This is a genomic window from Nocardia sp. NPDC051911 (genome assembly GCF_040681035.1).
GTDB lineage: Bacteria > Actinomycetota > Actinomycetes > Mycobacteriales > Mycobacteriaceae > Nocardia > Nocardia sichangensis.
The window spans coordinates 94,805-114,500 of record NZ_JBFAXY010000011.1; the positions used below are offsets into that span (position 1 = coordinate 94,805).

At 65.7% G+C, this 19,696-nt stretch carries 10 protein-coding genes and 2 CRISPR repeat arrays (1 of these 12 only partly in view); of the genes, 1 reads left to right on the forward strand and 9 read right to left on the reverse strand.

The window, feature by feature from the left end; translation table 11 throughout:
- A CRISPR array of direct repeats spans positions 1 to 2,678; the repeat unit is 29 nt; unit sequence GGGCTCATCCCCGCGGGCGCGGGGAGCAC; it begins 213 nt to the left of the window's first position.
- A gap of 40 nt (positions 2,679 to 2,718) precedes the next feature.
- Genes cas2e through cas3 form a run of 8 tightly spaced genes read right to left on the reverse strand, consistent with a single transcriptional unit; the run spans position 2,719 to position 11,551 of the window.
- A complete protein-coding gene (cas2e, locus tag AB0L97_RS15960) occupies positions 2,719 to 3,096 on the reverse strand; it encodes a type I-E CRISPR-associated endoribonuclease Cas2e (protein ID WP_364429799.1) in 378 nt (125 codons plus the stop codon).
- Positions 3,090 to 4,040 carry a type I-E CRISPR-associated endonuclease Cas1e gene (gene cas1e, locus AB0L97_RS15965; RefSeq protein ID WP_364429802.1) on the reverse strand — a complete coding sequence of 317 codons (951 nt, stop codon included), beginning with the start codon at positions 4,038 to 4,040 and terminating at the stop codon, positions 3,090 to 3,092. Before cas1e ends, cas2e begins: the two co-directional genes overlap by 7 nt.
- Positions 4,037 to 4,720 (reverse strand): type I-E CRISPR-associated protein Cas6/Cse3/CasE, encoded by a 684-nt coding sequence (gene cas6e / locus AB0L97_RS15970; protein ID WP_364429805.1) that lies wholly within the window; start codon positions 4,718 to 4,720, stop codon positions 4,037 to 4,039. Before cas6e ends, cas1e begins: the two co-directional genes overlap by 4 nt.
- On the reverse strand, positions 4,720 to 5,427 hold the full coding sequence (cas5e, locus tag AB0L97_RS15975) for a type I-E CRISPR-associated protein Cas5/CasD (protein WP_364429808.1): 708 nt from the start codon (positions 5,425 to 5,427) through the stop codon (positions 4,720 to 4,722). The genes cas6e and cas5e overlap by 1 nt, the downstream gene beginning before the upstream one ends.
- On the reverse strand, positions 5,424 to 6,536 hold the full coding sequence (gene cas7e / locus AB0L97_RS15980) for a type I-E CRISPR-associated protein Cas7/Cse4/CasC (protein WP_364430154.1): 1,113 nt from the start codon (positions 6,534 to 6,536) through the stop codon (positions 5,424 to 5,426). The genes cas5e and cas7e overlap by 4 nt, the downstream gene beginning before the upstream one ends.
- Before the next feature lie 5 nt (positions 6,537 to 6,541).
- Positions 6,542 to 7,195: a type I-E CRISPR-associated protein Cse2/CasB gene (gene casB / locus AB0L97_RS15985; RefSeq protein WP_364429811.1), complete on the reverse strand. Its 654-nt coding sequence runs from the start codon at positions 7,193 to 7,195 to the stop codon at positions 6,542 to 6,544.
- Positions 7,167 to 8,834 (reverse strand): type I-E CRISPR-associated protein Cse1/CasA, encoded by a 1,668-nt coding sequence (gene casA / locus AB0L97_RS15990; RefSeq protein ID WP_364429813.1) that lies wholly within the window; start codon positions 8,832 to 8,834, stop codon positions 7,167 to 7,169. The genes casB and casA overlap by 29 nt, the downstream gene beginning before the upstream one ends.
- Positions 8,831 to 11,551: a CRISPR-associated helicase Cas3' gene (cas3, locus tag AB0L97_RS15995; protein WP_364429816.1), complete on the reverse strand. Its 2,721-nt coding sequence runs from the start codon at positions 11,549 to 11,551 to the stop codon at positions 8,831 to 8,833. The genes casA and cas3 overlap by 4 nt, the downstream gene beginning before the upstream one ends.
- 375 nt (positions 11,552 to 11,926) lie before the next feature.
- Positions 11,927 to 13,235: a CRISPR direct-repeat array (repeat unit 29 nt; unit sequence GGGCTCATCCCCGCAGGCGCGGGGAGCAC).
- Between the two features lie 1,034 nt (positions 13,236 to 14,269).
- On the opposite strand from cas3, the gene mobF reads away from it, so the two are divergent.
- Complete coding sequence (gene mobF, locus AB0L97_RS16000) at positions 14,270 to 18,988, forward strand: MobF family relaxase (protein WP_364429819.1); 4,719 nt, start codon at positions 14,270 to 14,272, stop codon at positions 18,986 to 18,988.
- A 141-nt stretch (positions 18,989 to 19,129) separates the two neighbouring features.
- On the opposite strand, the gene cyaB is transcribed toward mobF, so the two are convergent.
- Positions 19,130 to 19,696, reverse strand: coding sequence for a class IV adenylate cyclase (gene cyaB, locus AB0L97_RS16005; RefSeq protein ID WP_364429822.1), 567 nt, complete (start codon positions 19,694 to 19,696; stop codon positions 19,130 to 19,132).

The following is a 19,696-nucleotide window of genomic DNA, read 5'->3' on the forward strand; positions in this document are numbered from 1 at the left end:
TCAATCGGGACCGCGACCCGACATCTCTGGGCTCATCCCCCGCGGGGGCGGGGAGCACGCCTCCTCCTCCACCCCATACAGCGACCAGTGGGTTCATCCCCGCAGGCGCGGAGAGCACGGATTGACGGCGCTGAAAATTCCGCTTTGCCCGGGCTCATCCCCCGCGGGCGCGGGGAGCACCTGGTGCCGATCATCCTTCGGTGCGCCGGCGAAGGCTCATCCCCGCGGGCGCGGGGAGCACAGCGGGGCGCCGACGCCGATGTTGGCAACGGAGGGCTCATCCCCGCAGGCGCGGGGAGCACTCGGTATCCCACCACGACCACGGCCCGAATCCGGGCTCATCCCCGCGGGCGCGGGGAGCACGGCATCGTCCTCGGCGCGCTGCTGAGCGCCGTGGGCTCATCCCCGCGGGCGCGGGGAGCACTCACGGTCGAAGACGGCGCTTCCGGCTGGCGAGGGCTCATCCCCGCGGGCGCGGGGAGCACAACCATGGACAACGTGACCCATGATGTCTATCGGGCTCATCCCCGCGGGCGCGGGGAGTACGACGGCTGCCCTTGAGCTGTCGCCGTGGACCCGGGCTCATCCCCGCGGGCGCGGGGAGCACTTCGCGCCCGCAGGAACCCACCACTTGGCGTTGGGCTCATCCCCGCGGGCGCGGGGAGCACTTCCTCGACACGATCACCGAGTACGGCACCCAGGGCTCATCCCCGCGGGCGCGGGGAGCACATCCCCGACCCCGAGGAATACGGGCTGGCCGGGGGCTCATCCCCGCGGGCGCGGGGAGCACGATCGCCCATCCACCGGACCAGCATCTCACCGGGGCCCGCGGGCGCGGGGAGCACGCGATCACGGTGACCCGGGGCGTGCCACCAACGGGCTCATCCCCGCGGGCGCGGGGAGCACGCGCCACCCGCCAAACCGTCTACCAGGCCGCGCGGGCTCATCCCTGCGGGCGCGGGGAGCACCAGCAGACTGGGGCCGGTCTGCATGACCAGCAGGGCTCATCCACGCGGGCGCGGGGAGCACCCCGGCAGCACCACGATGGGCCAGTTCGCGGGGGGCTCATCCCCGCGGGCGCGGGGAGCACGCTACCCGGAGGACGCCAACCATGGGTTCCACGGGGCTCATCCCCGCGGGCGCGGGGAGCACGCACTCGTCGAACGTGCCCACGATCACCGGCAAGGCTCATCCCCGCGGGCGCGGGGAGCACTAGTCGCCGCGCATGCTGGTGGTGGCCTTGCCGGGCTCATCCCCGCGGGCGCGGGGAGCACAAAGTCGCTGTCGGAGTGAACCTGACGGCAGGGGGCTCATCCCCGCGGGCGCGGGGAGCACGCGATGTTGACGCCGTAGGCTTTGCGGGAGTCGGGCTCATCCCCGCGGGCGCGGGGAGCACTGACCTAAGACACAAGAAAACCATTTCGTATGGGGCTCATCCCCGCGGGCGCGGGGAGCACCCCCGGTAGTCGTCCTGCAGAAAGCTCAGCGGGGGCTCATCCCCGCGGGCGCGGGAGCACGAGCACCATGTCTCAGCGTGGCGTAGCGGCGGTGGGCTCATCACCGCGGGCGCGGGGAGCACGACACGCGCCTCATCGGACGGCCCCGGTTGAAGGGTTCATCCCCGCGGACGCGGGGGGCACTATTCCACATGCTGATAAGCGAATTCAGCGCGGGGCTCATCCCCGCGGGCGCGGGGAGCACTGGTCATGATGCGTTGCTCCCGACGTAGCGAAAGGGCTCATCCCCGCGGGCGCGGGGAGCACTTGACCGGGCTCGACGTGTAGATCGTCTGCGGGGGCTCATCCCCGCGGGCGCGGGGAGCACTGGCCCCGTTCCATCCGGCTCAGCGTTGCTGTGGGCTCATCCCCGCGGGCGCGGGGAGCACGTGACCTCTCGATAGGTCTTGCCGCACAGGATGGGCTCATCCCCGCGGGCGCGGGGAGCACTTCTTCGCGTTCTCATCCCAGTTGTTGACGATGGGCTCATCCCCGCGGGCGCGGGGAGCACGGGTCGCCGGCGAACTCGCCGAGCAGGCAGTCGGGCTCATCCCCGCGGGCGCGGGGAGCACACCCCCACCATGAGTTTCGTTGTGAAGATGTGGGGCTCATCCCCGCGGGCGCGGGGAGCACGCGGTGCGCCGAACCCACCTGTAGCGCTGCGGGGGCTCATCCCCGCGGGCGCGGGGAGCACGCGCAATCGGCGAACATCGCCATCCGCAACGGGGGCTCATCCCCGCGGGCGCGGGGAGCACCCCGGCGCCGAGCGCGTCGAGGTCGATCGGCGGGGCTCATCCCCGCGGGCGCGGGGAGCACACTCCCGAAACCAGCGCCGAGCTGTCCGAGAAGGGCTCATCCCCGCGGGCGCGGGGAGCACGTATGCCTCTCGCAAATCGCGCGGTTTGATCGGGGCTCATCCCCGCGGGCGCGGGGAGCACCCGAAGCGCACCTCAGAGCGAGCGATGCTGCGGGGCTCATCCCCGCGGGCGCGGGGAGCACGCGAGGATCTCGTCGACCTGGTCGGCGAACTCGGGCTCATCCCCGCGGGCGCGGGGAGCACGATGAGCTCCCAGCTTTCGCCGGTCGTGCTGGGGGCTCATCCCCGCGGGCGCGGGGAGCACCGAGAACGAGAAGTTGATCGACAAGCGGGAGAGGGCTCATCCCCGCGGGCGCGGGGAGCACACTTCCTGACCTGCAGGTTCTTCGGCAACCCTGTCGATTTTCATTCACTTTCGCGCGGTGGGTCGAGGGTGCGTTTCTTGGCTGCCCGGTGGTAGCGGCTGGCTTTACTCCATCCGGCGCGGGCTCCTCCGGGTTTGACGTCGCTGGTGTGTGGTCGGCGGATGAGGTGGATGCCGTCGAAGTCGGTGGGTTGCCAGTCGTGGTGGTGGACTTTGAAGGCGAGTCGCTGTTCGCCTCTGGTGGAGTGGATCATGATGGCGCGGCCGTCTTTGGACAGTTCTACGACGCGTTGCCAGGCGAGTTCACGTACTCGTGCGCTGGCGATGCCGACGAACACGCCGGGGCTGATTTCAAGGAACCAGCGGGTGAGGTGGCCACGCAGGCCGGCGGGGCAAGCGCTGAGCACGAGAACTACCACGGCAGGTCCTCCTCGCCGTAGGAAATACCTCCTGCCACATTGCCTTTGCGGTCCCACAACTCGACGATGTCTGTGTCCCACTCCGCGGCACCGTCTGGTTCTTCGGGCAGCAGAAGCGCGTAGATGTCGCTGCAGCAGCGTTCGAGCAAGCGCCCGGAGTGGACGGCGTCTCGAACTGCGCGGCGAGTCGCCGCGGGAACGTCGTCACCTCCTTCGGCGGCAGCGTCGAACGCTGCGGGAATGGCGAATTCGGCTTTATAGAGGTCGGCGAGGTCGAAGACGAAAGAACGCTCGTGTCCGGTGTGAACGAATCCGAGGCCGGGTGCGCAGCCGAGCGCGACGATGACCGCGTGCACTATTCCGTATAAGCAGGTGGTGGCCGATGAGAGGGCTTGGTTGACGGCGTCGCCGGCGTCGAAATCGGTGGGGTCGTAGTCGCGTCGGTTCCATGTCACGCCGGTGCGCTCGGCGTGCAGTCGGTAGAGGCGGCGGATGCGTGCGCCCTCGCGTCCACGCAGCTGCTGCATCGTCAACCCGGCGACATCCTCTCCGGGAAACCGCATCTCGTACATCGCCCGCGCGACGCGCAGTCTGGCGGTTTGGTTGGTGACAGCGGCGGCCTGCGCTTCCAGCAGGCGTGAGCTTCTGGCCAGGCTACGACCGTGCGCGTAGTAGCGCACGCCGCGTTCACCGACCCACACCGCTGTCGATCCGCTCTCGGCCAACAGCATCATCGCCTGATGAGTCACCCGCGTTCCCGGCCCGAGCAACAGCGCGCCGATCGTGGCTGCCGGAATGTGAACGACGCCGCGTTCGTCGGTGGCGGTGACAGCGTTGCCGTCACGGTGCACGGTGGCGCGTTCGAGGTAGATGAACGAGAGCCGGTCGCGGGCGCGGACCAGCTCACCGATGCGGATCGGGCGGCTGGCGGGCTGGTCGGTCATGCGACGGGAGCGAGTGTCAGCAGGCCGCAGCCATAGCCTTTCGCTCGGCCGATACCGTTGATCAACGCGGCGCGCAGCTTCTGTGCATCGGTGACCACGAGGATCCCCTCGTAGGTGGCCGTGGACAGCGTGATGTTCGCCGAGCCGCGCCGGAAACGCAAGGTCGATCGCTGCATGATCGTCGCATCAGGGATGTCGCCCTGCGGGCTTCGGCAGATACCGAGCCGGAAGCCGTTGTTGTCGGCTTTCGTTTGCAGCCAAGCCATTTGGTCACCGGCGGTCAGCCCGGTCGGTTTGCCACGAGTCAGGGGCCCGTCGACGGTCCGGTCCATAGCCGAGCGGATGGGGTTAGTGGTCAACCTGAAATGCCACTGCTGTCCTTCGGTGAGACTGTCGAGTAAGGGGGTGTATTTACGGGTAGCCCACGCGGTGGTAGTCGGCCATCCGGCTTGTTCGACCACGTGCGTGAAATCTGGTTCGTGCGGGCTGACCACGTACAGGTCGATGTCGGTGTCGCGGCGGTCGATGCGCCACAGCACCCGCCCGGATCGCTCGCTCGGCCCCGTCAAGCGTTCGGGAGGAAAGGCCGCCAGCACGGCAGCATGGCTGACCTGGGGAGAGGACAGAAACTTTCTGGTGCCCGCTCGTGCCGGGTTGAGGGGCACACGTGACAGAAACATCATTCCCCTCCCAAGGCCGCCAGCGGCTGATGACCGTTACGGCCATCCGGGTTGGTCACGGTGGTGAAGTCCTCCACGACCGTCCGCCATCCGTATTCGCGGCGAACGGGATCGAAGCTCAGCGGCATATCACGGACCCGTTCACGAAGTTGCCCGTCGGGATCGCCCTCCAGAAGGTCGCGGTAAATCGGCAACCGCACCCGCGTGTGCTGAGTGCGCCGATACCATCGCGCGGCTTGCCAATCGGTGTCGTTCAGCGCATTGTCGAGAGACTGCTCCAGCAGATCGCCTACGACGAGCGGTTCGGTGACCGGACAGGAGCGACGCCCCAGATACAGCGGGAACTCCGGGCGGCGCAGGGCTTCGCGGATACCTTCGACGAGTTGGCGTTCCCCCGCAACGGCAGCAAGAAAGACCGCGTCGGCCAGGTAGTAGCGCTGCGACAACGGAAACTGCTGCCGCTTGTCGATACTGAGTGCGACTTGGAAGTCACGCACCAGCCGGCCCGGCTGGTCGATACGTACTCCGAACGCCAGCCCCTGCAGTGCTTCCTCGATGGGGTCGGTTCTGCGGCGTCCCTGAGCGGCGGCAATGAGACCGAGAATCCCGCTTTTGGACGGGTACTGCTGAGTTTCCCGGCGCGCGAACCGGCTGGCCACCCCCCACGACTGCAAGGGCGCGGCCAACCGCATCACCAGCACCGTCACGACAAAACACCCAACGCTGCACGCACACGCTCGGTCACACCCTCAACCGCGGCGGCGAAGGACACCGGCACGGCGATCTCGCCGAGTGCGTCAGCGCCGTCACCAGTCGTGACCACGAAATTCGTTGTCGCACCACCACCGAACGCGGACTCGATCGCGCGATAACGAGTGGCGAGTGCTTTGGCGGCTGTGATCGCGCGCGCCGCGCCGATAGCTTCGACCGGTTCCTCGAACGCCGTGACCAAATTGACCGGCTGATCGGTACGCACACTGAACACAACCGCGTCAGGCAGGGTCCGGTTGGCAAAAGTGTTCTGTTTGCCGCTGGGCATGCTCCGCACAAACGCCTTCAAGAACGTCTCGACAGCGTGAACAGTGGCGGCCCGGTCACCCAGGTTCTCCTCGAGCATCGCCACGTTCACAGTGGCGTAGCGATAGAGAGTGGACGAGTTGAACTCGACCACGCCGATCATTCCCGCACCGGCATTGTCCTCCGGAGCACGATCGTCGACAGCGGTGTAATAGTCGAATTCATTGTTCACCGCATGGACACTGATGGCGTGCGCGACTTGCGCCGCAGCATCGACATTCAGGTCAGCCGAATCGGCAACCATCCGACCGAACAACGCCACATCGATACTGTCGGCGCCGTTCGCCGCCGCCTTCGCAGCACTCTTGTCGATCTTGGTGCCGCCAGCAGCCGCGATGGCCAATTGCGCGAGCCGGTCGATCTGGGTGGCGCTCAAAAACAGCAGATACTTGGATTGCTCGACGGTGTCGTCGGCATCCTCTTTGCGTTTCCTCGGCTTCTCCAGGCCGATGCCTGCGTCTTTCAGTACCTGGGTGGCTGCGGCGAGTCGCGCGTCCGCGTCGGGTATCGCGCTTCCGATGCGTTCGGCGAGAAGTTCCACGACGCGCTTGGTGCGCACACCCAAACTCGCCGGGTTGATGAGTTCCCGGAACTCGGTGCGGGTCGCGCGTTTCCACGCCTGGCTGGACACCCGTGCTCGGCGCACGCCACCGTAAACGGCGGTTTTGGGACTACCGGTGTCGTCTCGGTTGATGTTGCTCGGCGGCACGGTCTGCAGGACGTGGACGTCGATGAACATTCTGGTCACTGCTGGTCTCCTGGTGCAGGTGCGTCGTTGGTCTTCGGCGTGGCGGCGGGTTTGCGGTGGTAGTCGCGGCCCCATGACAGCAGCACGCGTTCGGCGTAGGTGCCGTCGTCAAGGCGGCAGAGGTCCACGGCGAGGCGGGCGTAGTCGAGAGCAATGTCGTAGCTACGTAGTTGCGAGATCAGGCCTCTCAGGTGGATCAGCCTGGCGTCGTGATCGGAGGCGGTACCAAGAGCGTGGAATCTGGCGCGCACGGCGTCTTGGGCGCCGGCACGCACGCCGAGCGCGGCGGTGGCTGTCCCGATCGTGGGACCGCGACGGTGCATGCGGTCGCTGCGGGACTGTTGATGCAGGGCGTGCAGTGTGATCGCGTCATAGGCCGCGCGCTCCCACACCGTTGATGCACCGTCATGCTCGGCGCGGGTCATCGTCTGGCGGACCTCGATCTTCTCCTGCAGGTCCGCCAGCGTCAGTTCCCAGAGCGCCGGGTCCGCACCGGGGCGTCCTCCGACGCCGCGGCGCAGCCGTGCCATCGCCGCCAGCGCTTCACTGTCACGCCGCCGATAACGGTCCTGTAATGCCGTGATCTTTTCGCCTACATAGTCGGCGAGCGCGGTTTCTCGTTCACCACGCGACGTCGGCGCGTTCGCCATCCGATGTTTCCCCTTCCAAGGTATGAGCGGGCTGCGTGAATGCCGACGGCAGCAGAGTCCGCAGTTGTTGGTAGAAGCGGCTGTCGGCGATGCTGGTGTCCATCCACCGATCCCGTATCGGGCGACCGACCCAGGCTTGCTGTCCGGCCGAGGCGATCAACTCCGCCCCATGGCGACGGATGATCCTGTACACCGTCTGCTCCCACTGACTTGCCGACATGTCGTGGTCGAGAGCTTGGGGATCCAAGCCACGCAACCAGTCCCGGTAGGGCGCTTCGAGTGCGAAGAAACCTTCTTCGCGCGCTCGCACGCGTGCACCATCTGCTTCGCCACCGGATGCCAGAGTGAGGTTGGCTGCCAGCGTCCCGAGTGCGTCCACGGCGCCCTCGGCAACCTGGACAGCGTTGACTGCGCAGACACGTAGGCGCGGATCCGAAGCCAGCAACGCCGCGGAAAAGCCAATGGCGTCATCGATGATGTCGCCGACGATCGACTGGTTGTTGATGTAATGCATCCCGACCGCGTGCAATCGGATCGGATGCCCCTCGGACAACACACCACGGCCCAGGAGTGTGCCAACCCATTCGACCACACCGGGAGCGATCCCGCGCCCGTCCAGCGGTGCCGAGCTCGCGACATCGTCAAGCAGAGAACGCAATCCACGCCACAACGACTTGTCCGGGTCATGCGTCAACGGATAATGCCGCGGCTCAGCTGCCTTTTTCGACTGGATCTCGCTGTAACGCCAGCCGGTCATCGGTTCGAGCAGATGTTTGTTGAACGGTTCGAGTGCATCCCCGTTGCACAGCACGACACCGCTCACGGCACTGCCGGATGCAATCAGGCGCAGGCGTCTGCTTTGCCAGGTGAACAAGTCGACCGGTCCGCGGGGGCCGTCAAAGTCCTTGACGTCGCGGACACCGGGGCCATCGGATTTTCGTTCCCACGGCGGCAGATCTTTACCGCTGAAGCGGACGCCGTTGACATCGGCGAGAACCAAGTTGAGCAGCAGCGTTTCTCGCAGGTTCGTACCTTCCAGGTACACCCCGCCCAGTCCGCCTGCCCAGGCGACACCGATGGGGTAGCCCTTGCCACCTTTAACACGCGGGTCACCGTCAGCGCCGGTCTTGATGCCGGACGGGTCGAAGGCATGCGCGTGCACCAGCCACCGCGCTGCCTCGGCGAAACTGATTCGCTCGATCCCGGCCCCGGCGCGAGTGGTGAAGTACTTCGCGCCGTTGGGGACGTCAGCAATCAGTTTGTCCAGCGAACTCACCGCGTCTTTTTCCGAACGCAGGCCGGAAACTTGGAAGAACGGTGTTGCCGGGTGGAACAGTTGGAATCGGTCGCGGTGCTGGACCAAGTAGTCGTCGATTTCTCTGCTCGGCCACTGCTCCCACAGTCGTGACCAGATCTCGACTGCGGTTCCTTGCCGGGACGGGATGCTGCGATGCAGGATCGCCAGCAGCAGCCTCAAGATCGCGAACTCCTGGGTCGGCACCTCCCCACCCAGTGCGGCGATCCTGTCGGCATGGGAGAACACGCCGCGTAGCGATGTCTCCCGCGCGACGCCGGAGTGGTCGGTGACGGTGATCCATGGCTCATCGAGCAGGTCGAAGTGCGGTGCGGGTGTATTCATTGTGCGTCCTGGGTAGATGTCACCAGCAATCCCAATCGGGAGTCGTATTGCAGGTCGTGCCCCGCTATGCTCGCGCGACGGTCCTCGTTCAGTTCCAGCACCAATTCCCCCGCTAGCCAATGGGAGTGCTGCCAGCCCGGGTACCAGGTGTCTTCGAGTGCGCGAATCAGCCTCTCCTTGCGGCCATATCGCGTCAGAAACGCGGGCAGGCGGATCGTGCAGGCAGCCACCTGCTTCGCCAGGCCTGGTGGTGGCTCTGTCTCGGTCGGCACGACCGTCCCCCCGATATCGGGCACGTCAGCCAAAACGCGTACTTCATCACCAGAACGTTGGACGACGATCGCTTCGATGGTGTCCTCCGCATCCCGCACTTGCGCCTGCCCACCGGCACCGTCGGCGTCCTCTGGAATCCCCGCCGCCAGCCACCCCTGCAGGGTCGGGTTCTCGCTGTCAGCAGTGGACAGCAAATACGACTGCGCTCGTTTCTGCTGATTGTCGACGTGTGTTCGCCACTCGTCGTCAGCAGCAGCCCACGTCTCAGGCGCTGCGATGTCATCACGGTAGGCATCGGCGACCAGCCCGGGCACGTCGTCGGGCACAGTCACCGCCAATCCCTTGCGTTTTTGGAGTACTGCGGCCGACCGCAGCAGACGGGCACCACCGTAGATCGCCTGCGATCCGGGCACCGGAAGTGGCGGTACAGCATCCCAGTCAACTCCCCGGATCAAGCACCGCGGTGCCTCAACATGCACCGGACGCTGCTTTCTCTGGTGTCGGTGCAGGCGCCCGATCCGCTGAAGCAACAGATCCATCGGCGCCAAATCGGTGACCAGCAGATCCACATCGATATCCAGTGACTGCTCGATTACCTGGGTGCCCACCACAACGAATCGTGGAGGCCGCGTGCTTTTCTCGGGCGGTCCCAGCGCCGACCGCAAATGTGCTTCCAGCATGGCCCGATGAGTCGCTACGAAGCGTGAGTGCACCAGCAGCAACTCTTCGTCGGCAAAACCGGCCCGTGTCAGAGCCTCGAAGGTGTCCTGCGCGCGGGTGACGGTATTGCACACCACCCCCACTACTCCCCCGCCAGGAGCCAGTGTCCCTTCAATCATGCTGGCCAGGTCGTCGGGATCATCACCGATCCGCCCGATCTCGATTCCGTCGATCACCCGGCCCGACGCCGCCACCGACACGCCGATCTCCGGATTCGGCCATACCGTGATGCACGGGTATCCGCCACCGATCACCCTTGGCGTTGTGTCGCTGCCTCCGCGGCCGCGACGGTACGCAGAGATCAGCAACTGACGCTGCGCCGGCGGCAACGTCGCGGATAGCAACACGACAGGAACGTCGTACGCGGCAAGCCATTCCAGACTCCGGCACAAATAGGTGGACATGTAGCTGTCTGCGGCATGAACCTCATCGATCACCACGACCTTGTTCGCCAACGCCAGATGCCGCAACATCACATGCCGCGTCTTCAACGCCAACCGCAGCACCTGGTCGATGGTTCCGACGACGACATTCGCCAACGGCCCCTTCTTCCCGACATACCACGCATGCGCGGCGACGCCGCTGTCGGCGCAGTCGGTGCCGATCGAATCGAAACCTCTTCGGCGCAACGCGGCGAACTCGGGGTTCAACGCCGCGCGCCCATGCGCGAGGAACATCGATGACGGCGTATCCGGCAAGTTCTCCACCCACTGGCGCACCCGAGCGAACATCGCATCCGATGTGGCCATCGTCGGCAATGCCACAAACACACCACCGAACCCGAACCGCTGCGCCAACACCTCCGCCGCAGCCAATGCCGCCTCGGTCTTCCCCTCCCCCATCGGCGCCTCGACCACCATTAACCCCGGCACCTGCATCGCCGCAGCAACCCGCACACACTCCAGCTGCAGCGGACGCACGCTCACAGACTCCGGCCAACCGAAACGACCACGCACGAAACCACCGCGAGCCGAATCATCCGAAACAGCCACCGCCCTCGGCTGCCACGGACTCGGCAACCCCAGCAACTGCCACGCGGCGGGCGCCGCGACGCTCGACACCCGATTCTCGTCGAGAGGAAACAGATCCTGATTACTCGCAATCCAATCCGTCACGATCACCGCAGCGGTCAACAAACTCTGCTGCACCCGTGACAGCGGCACTGCACGCCAATCGTCCAATCGAACCGACGCACCAGTCCGATCCGTCACGAACGTCAACAACTCCTGGCGCGACGTTTCCCACTGCCCCGAACCCAGCAGCGCGGTCTGGGACCGTGCATTGCGAGACTCACGCTCGGTGGGCGGTACACCATGATGACTGCCGACCACCACCGCATACGTGACGGCGACATCTCGGCCCCAGCCCAGCCGAGCGAGAAACTCGATCAGCACGAGCTGACCAGCAAGACCGTGCGGCAACACCTTCCGGTTGCCCACAGCATTCGGCATGCGTAAGCCCCTCGCGTGCATGGCGTCGGCCAACTCCGGAATCTGGCACGCGAAAGCCGGAGTCAGCTTCCCGACATCATGAACAGCGGCCAACCAGCACAGCAACAACCGCCCATCGACTTCGCCCGCCGGAAGCCCACGAGAGATCAACTCCCGCGTATGACGCGGCAACCAGTGATCCCACACCAACTTCGCGATCTCGGCCGAATCAGCCAGATGCCGCACAAGCGACAGACTTCCACCATCACGATCACTCTTGGCCCAGGCAGACATAGTCGCCCTACTCAGCATCACGGACCCCCGCAAAGATCAGCTCCTCGACGCGCCGAACGGTATACCCCACTACCGACAACTTCGCGGCCCAGCTTCAGCGCCACGCTGTCCGCACCGAAGGTAGCAGTCCTTACCCACTTCCGCTCCGGTTCAAACATTTTGATGTCTTCAGCGATGAGTGCCAGCGCGCAGTTGAGACAACCTCCCCGCGACGTAGCCCCCGATGAAGCACGTCGCGACCGTTCTCAACCAACCGGGTTGACTCCGTTCGCATTCAAGCCCGTAGGAATCGCAAGCCCTGCTTCACGACAAGGCACATACCCGCCGGTCGAATTAAGACTGGCTGCAGCACAGCGGCACGCGCGCACGGCGGGAAGGCTCATCCCCGCGGGCGCGGGGAGCACCGATCGGACTCCGGACTCGGGGCCGGACTCCAGGGCTCATCCCTGCGGGCCCGGGGAGCACGCGCTCGGTCCTTGCCACTGTCATCACCCCGTGGGCTCATCCCCGCGGGCGCGGGGAGCACGACTCCTGCACGCTGGTCTCGGTCCACAGCCGGGCTCATCCCCGCGGGCGCGGGGAGCACCACGCACACGGCGCCCAACTAGACGACGAACTGGGCTCATCCCCGCGGGCGCGGGGAGCACGGCCTAGCCACGCAGATGCTCATTCGAGAGGGGGGCTCATCCCCGCGGGCGCGGGGAGCACTCGGTCAGCCAGGTCACCACGTCGCCCATGGCGGGCTCATCCCCGCAGGCGCGGGGAGCACACCGGCGCTCCGACCGGCTACGACAAGGCCGCGGGCTCATCCCCGCAGGCGCGGGGAGCACATGCCGCGCCGAATCCCGGGTGGTCACCCACAGGGCTCATCCCCGCAGGCGCGGGGAGCACGCGCTTATCGGCGCGATCGGCGGAAAGTCCCTGGGCTCATCCCCGCAGGCGCGGGGAGCACTGCCCCAGCAATTGCTCGGCAGTCGTGTCAGGGGGCTCATCCCCGCAGGCGCGGGGAGCACATCCACTTCAGCGCGGTCGCTGCGTCGACGTCCGGCTCATCCCCGCAGGCGCGGGGAGCACCACGTCGCCACGCCGCCCCACCCGACGCCCGGGGGCTCATCCCCGCAGGCGCGGGGAGCACCAGCTCATGGACTGCCGCGAGTGTCGGCGGCCGGGCTCATCCCCGCAGGCGCGGGGAGCACGCGTCCGCCAGTTTGGTGTAGGCGTCCTGCAAGGGCTCATCCCCGCAGGCGCGGGGAGCACCGATCATCAACCAGACCACGACCGGCGGCACTGGGCTCATCCCCGCAGGCGCGGGGAGCACCGTGCCGCGCGTTCAGCAAACATGCGGCACGGGGGCTCATCCCCGCAGGCGCGGGGAGCACCTCAGCGCTGTATTCGGCGTGCCGATCGGATTCGGCTCATCCCCGCAGGCGCGGGGAGCACCCGACGATTTCGCCGCCCAGGTGGCAGCGATCGGGCTCATCCCCGCAGGCGCGGGGAGCACGCGGCGAACGACTTGCGGGCACTTCAGGACGTGGGCTCATCCCCGCAGGCGCGGGGAGCACACGAGCTGGGGCGCGGGTTCGTCCGGCCCCCAGGGCTCATCCCCGCAGGCGCGGGGAGCACAACCTCGCCAACGGCACCCTGAACCTCGAGACGGGCTCATCCCCGCAGGCGCGGGGAGCGCACTAGTCGACCAGCATGTTCTCCGCTGGATCGGCTGGTTTTCATTTACTTTATAAAGTGATCGACTGCTCCGGTTCTGACTGGCTTTGGTCGCCTCGCACCGCCCGTGTAGGTATCGCTGCGTTCCTATCGAGCTTCAAGTTCTACAAACCTTCGACACGTCACGCTCTCGCCGTGCGTGTACAGCGCAAGGCAAGCAGCGGGTTTGGCTTCCCGCAACCTACGGCTGGAGCGGGAGCCCGGGTGCCCTCCAGGACCACGCCTTCATCGAACACGTCATGGCCGACTGACGCCTGATCCACACCCACCACAGCCGCTCGTTCTCGGACGGAGGACTCTGCAACCTGTGCCGCGCCGACAACCGGCCCGCTGCCCGAGAAAGTTCACCCTCGACTAGTTCGTGCTGTCGCGGTGTGAATACCTCGTCGCCTTCCCGCGCGCGGCTCACAGCCTACTGAACGAGGTGTACGCGCCGCGCCGCATGATCCGCCGGATCATCACCCCCTCTTTTTCATCCGCATCCCGAACTCGCCCAACCGCCACGCCTTCTCCGTTGCGGCCCACCACTACATCGCTGCGATGCACCGCGCGCCGGCGACGTCCACAGTTTGGGTGCCGACCAGCGCCATGACCGCTGCCAACTGGCCGTAAAGCCACACCGATGGCTACTGCACCACCTGCCGCAACCGACTCGGCGTCGCCCCTGCCCCGCCGCTCGCGCGGCGTGATCTCACCCTCGGCCTTCGCCCACGGCGGTAAACACTCCCTTGGCGCACCGGTCACCACCAATCCCTCTGCTCCGCCTACACCTTTACCTCACCCCGCTTCAACCACCCTCTTCCTCATCACGCACACCCACGCAATCTCTACTTGCCTCACCACTCCCGCTCCTCATCCACGCCATTCATCAAGCCATGCAGACCTCTTGCATCAAGGGTAACAATTAGGCAACAACGAGGCTTTTGCGGAATTTTGTTGCGGAACAGTCAAATCTACCCCTAGGCGAAATGGCGCATCGCATGTCTTCATGGAAGCATGACCGCGACCATCCATAAAGTCGTGGCAGGCAATGGCTTCCAGTACTACCTGCGTAATGTTGCCGCGCAGGATGTCACCTCGCGTGGCCGATCGAGTCTGGCCGACTACTACTCCGCCAAGGGGGAGACTTCGGGCCGCTGGCACGGCACCGGCCTGGCGGCTCTCGGCATCGCTGCCGGGGACGAAGTGACCGAGGAGCAGATGAAATCGCTGTTCGGGCTGGGTCGTCACCCGAATGCAGAGGTGATCGAAGCCGCGGTGATCGATGAGGAGATCCGGCGCGGTGCCAAGCTGAAGGACGCCGACCGTGCTGCGGACAAAGCATCGCGGTTGGGCAACCCGTTCCGGGTTTATGCGGAGGTGTCGGAGTTCCGGAAACGGTGCGCGACCGCCTTCGAGGAACACAATTACTCGCGTGGATTTGACCCACATATTGCTATCCCCGATGCCGAAAGAGCGCGCATCCGCACCGTTGTGGCGACGGAAATGTTCACCGAGGAATACGGTCGCGCACCCTTGGATGTACGGGAATTGTCCGGCTGGGTGGCACGCAACTCACGCCCCAACACGACTGCGGTCGCCGGTTTTGACCTCACGTTCTCCCCAGTGAAGAGTGTGTCGGCGCTGTGGGCACTGGCCCCGAGGACGGTCGCGGAGAAGATGGAAGCCGCTCATCATGCCGCGGTCGACGACGCGATCGAGTGGCTGGAGCGCTACGCGACGTTCACCCGGCTGGGCCGCAACGGCGTCCGTCAGGTCGACGTGGAAGGCGTTGTGGCGGCTCGGTTCACCCACCGGGACAGTCGCGCCGGGGACCCGGACCTGCATACTCACATGCTGATCGCCAACCGGGTGCGCACTCTGGACGGGCGCTGGCGCACCCTCGACGGGACGGCGATCTACCAGTCAGTGGTCACGGTCTCGGAGATCTACAACACCCGCCTGGAGCACCACCTGCGCTATCTCGTCGGCGTCGAATTCGCCGAACGCTCATCCGCGGACGTGTCGAAACGTCCGATCCGGGAGATCGTCGGAATCCCAGAATCGTTGATTCGGATGTGGTCGCAGCGCGACGCCGCGATCACCGGACGGTTGGGTGAACTGGCCGCGCAGTTCCAACAGCAACTCGGACGCGAACCCACTCCCGGTGAGGTGTACGAGCTTGCCGATCTCGCGACTGTTCAGACACGTCCCCGAAAGCACGAACTACGTTCCCTCGCCGAACAACGCGCCACTTGGCGCGCCGATACGATCGCGCTGCTCGGCGGCCGAATGGCACTATCTCGGATAGTGGCCGCAGCACTGGATCCGCCCCGAACGCCGCCGCCGGTAGTGTCCAGCGAGTGGATCACTCGCGCGGCCGAGCAGGTCCTGGCGGTGGTCTCGGAGCAGCGTTCGACCTGGCGGCGACATCACGTGCGAGCGGAAATCGAACGCCAGACCCGAGGCCAGGTACAACGTGAGCACTGGGAACACGTCACGGAAGCCGTCCTCGCAGCGGCACTTTCACCCAGAAACGTACTTTCACAACACGATCCCGACATCACCGACGAGGCCGTGCTAGGCGCGGTGCCCCAGCTGCTGCGCCGCAGAGACGGCAGCAGCGTCTACACCACCGCGGGTGCGCAGCTGTATACCTCCGCGCATACGTTGGCAGTCGAGCGGCAACTGATCGAGCTGTCGCTGCAACCCGGCGGACGCCGACTGCCACGCTACCTGGTCACCGAAGCAGTGCATGCCTACAACCAAAAACATCCGGATCGGCCGCTGAGCCCGGGTCAGATCACCGTGATCGATCGCTTCGCCCAGTCGGGATTGCGCGTACACACGGCCAACGCCCCAGCCGGATCGGGCAAGACCACCGCGATGCGTGTGCTCACCGATGCCTGGCAATGCAGCGGCGGCCAGGTGCTCGGATTCGCACCCACCGCGGCCGCAGCCGCAGTGCTGAGCGACGCGAGCGGTACACGAGTGGAGACCGTCGACCGACTACTCACCATCCTCGACCGCCACTCACTTTCTCTCGACGACAACGGCGTGCTGGAGCCCGGATCGCTGCCGCAGTGGGTCGTAGAGATCAACACCGACACCTTGGTGATCGTTGATGAGCACGTCAAACTCGGCAACGCCAAACGGCTACGCCTGCTGAAGTTTCTGACTGAGCGCGGCGCGACGATCCGCTGCATCGGCGACGACCACCAGCTGCCCGCGATCGAAGCCGGCGGCGCCGACGCCGACATGAACTCCGCCGCTCCCGACCACACCCTGACCCTGCCCCACGTCGTACGTTTCGCCTCCACCGCCGAAGCCACCGCCAGCCTCCAACTGCGCACCGGGGATCCTGCCGCACTGGGCTGGTATCTGGACAACGGCCGCGTACACGCCGGGCATCACGGCGCCACCCACGAAGACGCCTACACCGGCTGGATCACCGACCACCTCAGCGGCCGCGACAGCATCATGCTCGCCGCAACGCACGACGTCGTCACCGCCTTGAACTCACGCGCCCGCGCCGACCGTATCGCTCACACCGAGGCGGACACAGGGCCAGAATGTGTACTCGCCGATGGACTGCGCGCTTCGGTGGGTGACGTGATTCGGAGCCGTCGCAACAACCCGCGACTACGTCTCGGCGCACGCGATTGGGTGCGCAACGGCTACACCTGGACCATTACTGCCGTCCACAACGACGGCAGCCTCACCGCCACACATCAGTATCCGCGCGACGGAAAACTCAGCGACAGTGTGCGGTTCCCCGCCGACTATGTGCGCGCGCATCTGCGTCTCGGATACGCCACAACGATCGATTCCGCCCAAGGAATCACCGCCGATACCTGCCATATCGCACTCACCGGAGCCGAATCGCGACAGCAGCTGTACGTCGCCATGACCCGCGGCGTCCACGGGAACTACGTGTATGTTCCGACCACGGTCGACGGCAGCGAAGCCTCTTTATGGAGCGAACCCGCGGTGTCTCCGCATACGGCTGTCGAAGTTTTGGTGCGCATCCTCGACCGAGACGGTACGCAAAAATCTGCGCACACCCAAGTGCGCGACGCACTCGACCCATTCGCTCGACTCGGCTGTGCGGTCGACATCTACCTCGACACCATCGGCCTCGCTGCCGAAGACGCCCTCGGCCCTGCGGGTCTTGCTCGTCTCGATGCTGGCGCCAACATCGTGCACCCGCATCTCACCGACAGCCCTGCCTACCCAATCTTGCGCCAGCACCTCGCGGTCATCGCGATGACCGGCCGTGACCCCCTCACCGCACTACACACCGCAGCCGCAGCACGCGAACTCGACACCGCACACGACCCCGCCGCCGTACTCGACTGGCGCCTCGACACCACGGGAACCCACTCCAGTGGAATCGGACCACTCCCGTGGATCCGCGGGATACCCGACGCACTCGACACCCATCCCCTCGCCGACCAGCTGCTCGCACGCCAACGCATCATCACCGACCTCGCGCACCAAATCCACGACCACGCCCGCACCTGGACACTCACCACCGCGCCCCACTGGGCACGCCCACTCCGCGAAGCCGACCCACAACTGGTTGCCGACCTCGCCGTGTGGCGAGCCAGCCTTCACATCCCCGACCACGACCCACGCCCGACTGGACCACCCCGGTACGCCACCATCGAAGGCGAGTATCAACAACGTCTGCAGGACCGCCTCACAGCCGAGCACGAAGACCTCAACCTGCCGGTCAACAAATGGGCGGCGGTTATTCGACACCTCGACCCGCGCATCACCACCGACCCGTACTGGCCCACCCTCGCGACCATGCTCGAGTCCGCCGAACGCGCCGAAATCAACATCATCGGCCTGCTCACCGACGCCGCAAGCAATCGCCCGCTGCCCGACGAGATGCCCGCCGCAGCGCTGTGGTCACGCCTGCAGTGCGCAATACCCGACTTCGAGATCAACCTCGGCGACCATCCGGTACGCCGCGATGCGGCTGGGGATGCTGTGCACTCGAGTCCCGAAACCAACGCGTTGATGATGCTGACCGACGAGGAACTCGACCGGCACATCGGCGAACTCGAGCTGGGACTCGCATTGGCCGATACCGACTCGTTCATCTTCAATCCTGCCAGCCACCAACGCCATGAAACTGATCTTGAAGATGCCGCCCGCCGTCACCGCGCTGCCCAAGAAGCGATCCGTCACGCCCGCCGCGCCGATCAACAGCTTCAAACAGCGATTGGAGCAGCGAACAGCGTTGCTAACGAACTTCATTCCGCACGCTCCGAACTCTCCGCGGCTCCCCGCTACCGCCGCGGCCACCGCCGCCGACTGCAAGCTCGTATCGACACACTCGTCGTAGAACGCAACGTCCGTGATCGGGAACGCAACTCCGCCCACGACTTCACGCGCAGTGCTCACCGACACGCGGCTTTGCTCGCCGGGCCGGAACAAGACTGGGGCCGCATACTCACCAGCCAGCCGGAGCCTTCGGCGAACGAACTTCCCCAACTCGACACTGCCCGCATCGACGAAGAAGCCAGCGAGCACACCGCCTACATCCGAGAGCAGCTCGGCGAATACCACGCCGAACAGCGCCGCCGCAGCACGCTCAGCGCGACTGAGCGCGCCGTCGAAGAACAAGTACGGCATCGCGTTGCACGACCCGGTGAATACGCCTCTGACGCCGACGAGTCGATGGGCATCTGCGATCGTGAACAGGACACCGACCTCGGGCTATGACGGCGTCGCATTGCAGGCAAAGCAGTCGGCTCCAAGATTCCAGCCCCGTGCCCAAACGGGTTGTCGGGCGGACCCAATCGCGCCCGACAGCCTGTACGTCGGCTATCGCCACGGAGCGACTGCTGGCATGAGATCGTCGTCTCAATTGGCCGCCGCTAGTACCAGATCCCGGTAGGGCAGCTTGATGATCGGATTATCGGCGATGCCGAGTTCTCCTTCGACCTGACTGAGGTGAATGGTTGCCACGTCCGTGTCGGCCGCCGTGATTTCCGTTTCGACGAATGTTCCAGCATCGGTGACGGCGTCGATGCTGACGATGATGTCGTCACGCTCCGGGTGCTGGTAGATGGTCCTGCGCTTCTCGACACGGACGAGTTCGACCATGCCGATCGCGTCTAGTAGCCGGCTGGCCGACTCGGCTTGCTCCGGCCCGCTGAGGGTGACGTTGGTTTCGCGCTTGGCGATCACGTCGGTGTCGCTGTGGGTGGCAGCGTTGGACGGCGGCTTGTAGGTCATCTCGGCGAAGCCATTGCGACGCCGGATACGGAGGCATTCAACAGTCTTCATGTAGTCGACGTCGGGTCGGCTGTAGTAGATGTCGACCTCGGTGAGGTGTCCGGCCTCTCGATATCCGAGTTCGGTGAGGCGCTGCCGGAGGACATGATGGTCGGGAAGTTCCCGTTTACGCTCGACCTCGATCAAGTGCAT

Excerpts from the sequence above, each read along its gene's own strand:
- cas1e (WP_364429802.1), bottom strand. The coding sequence starts at position 4,040 with ATGACCGACCAGCCCGCCAGCCGCCCGATCCGCATCGGTGAGCTGGTC.
- cyaB (WP_364429822.1), bottom strand. The coding sequence starts at position 19,696 with ATGCACTTGATCGAGGTCGAGCGTAAACGGGAACTTCCCGACCATCAT.
- cas6e (WP_364429805.1), bottom strand. The coding sequence starts at position 4,720 with ATGTTTCTGTCACGTGTGCCCCTCAACCCGGCACGAGCGGGCACCAGA.
- cas3 (WP_364429816.1), bottom strand. The coding sequence starts at position 11,551 with ATGTCTGCCTGGGCCAAGAGTGATCGTGATGGTGGAAGTCTGTCGCTT.
- mobF (WP_364429819.1), top strand. The coding sequence starts at position 14,270 with ATGACCGCGACCATCCATAAAGTCGTGGCAGGCAATGGCTTCCAGTAC.
- casB (WP_364429811.1), bottom strand. The coding sequence starts at position 7,195 with ATGGCGAACGCGCCGACGTCGCGTGGTGAACGAGAAACCGCGCTCGCC.
- casA (WP_364429813.1), bottom strand. The coding sequence starts at position 8,834 with ATGAATACACCCGCACCGCACTTCGACCTGCTCGATGAGCCATGGATC.
- cas7e (WP_364430154.1), bottom strand. The coding sequence starts at position 6,536 with ATGTTCATCGACGTCCACGTCCTGCAGACCGTGCCGCCGAGCAACATC.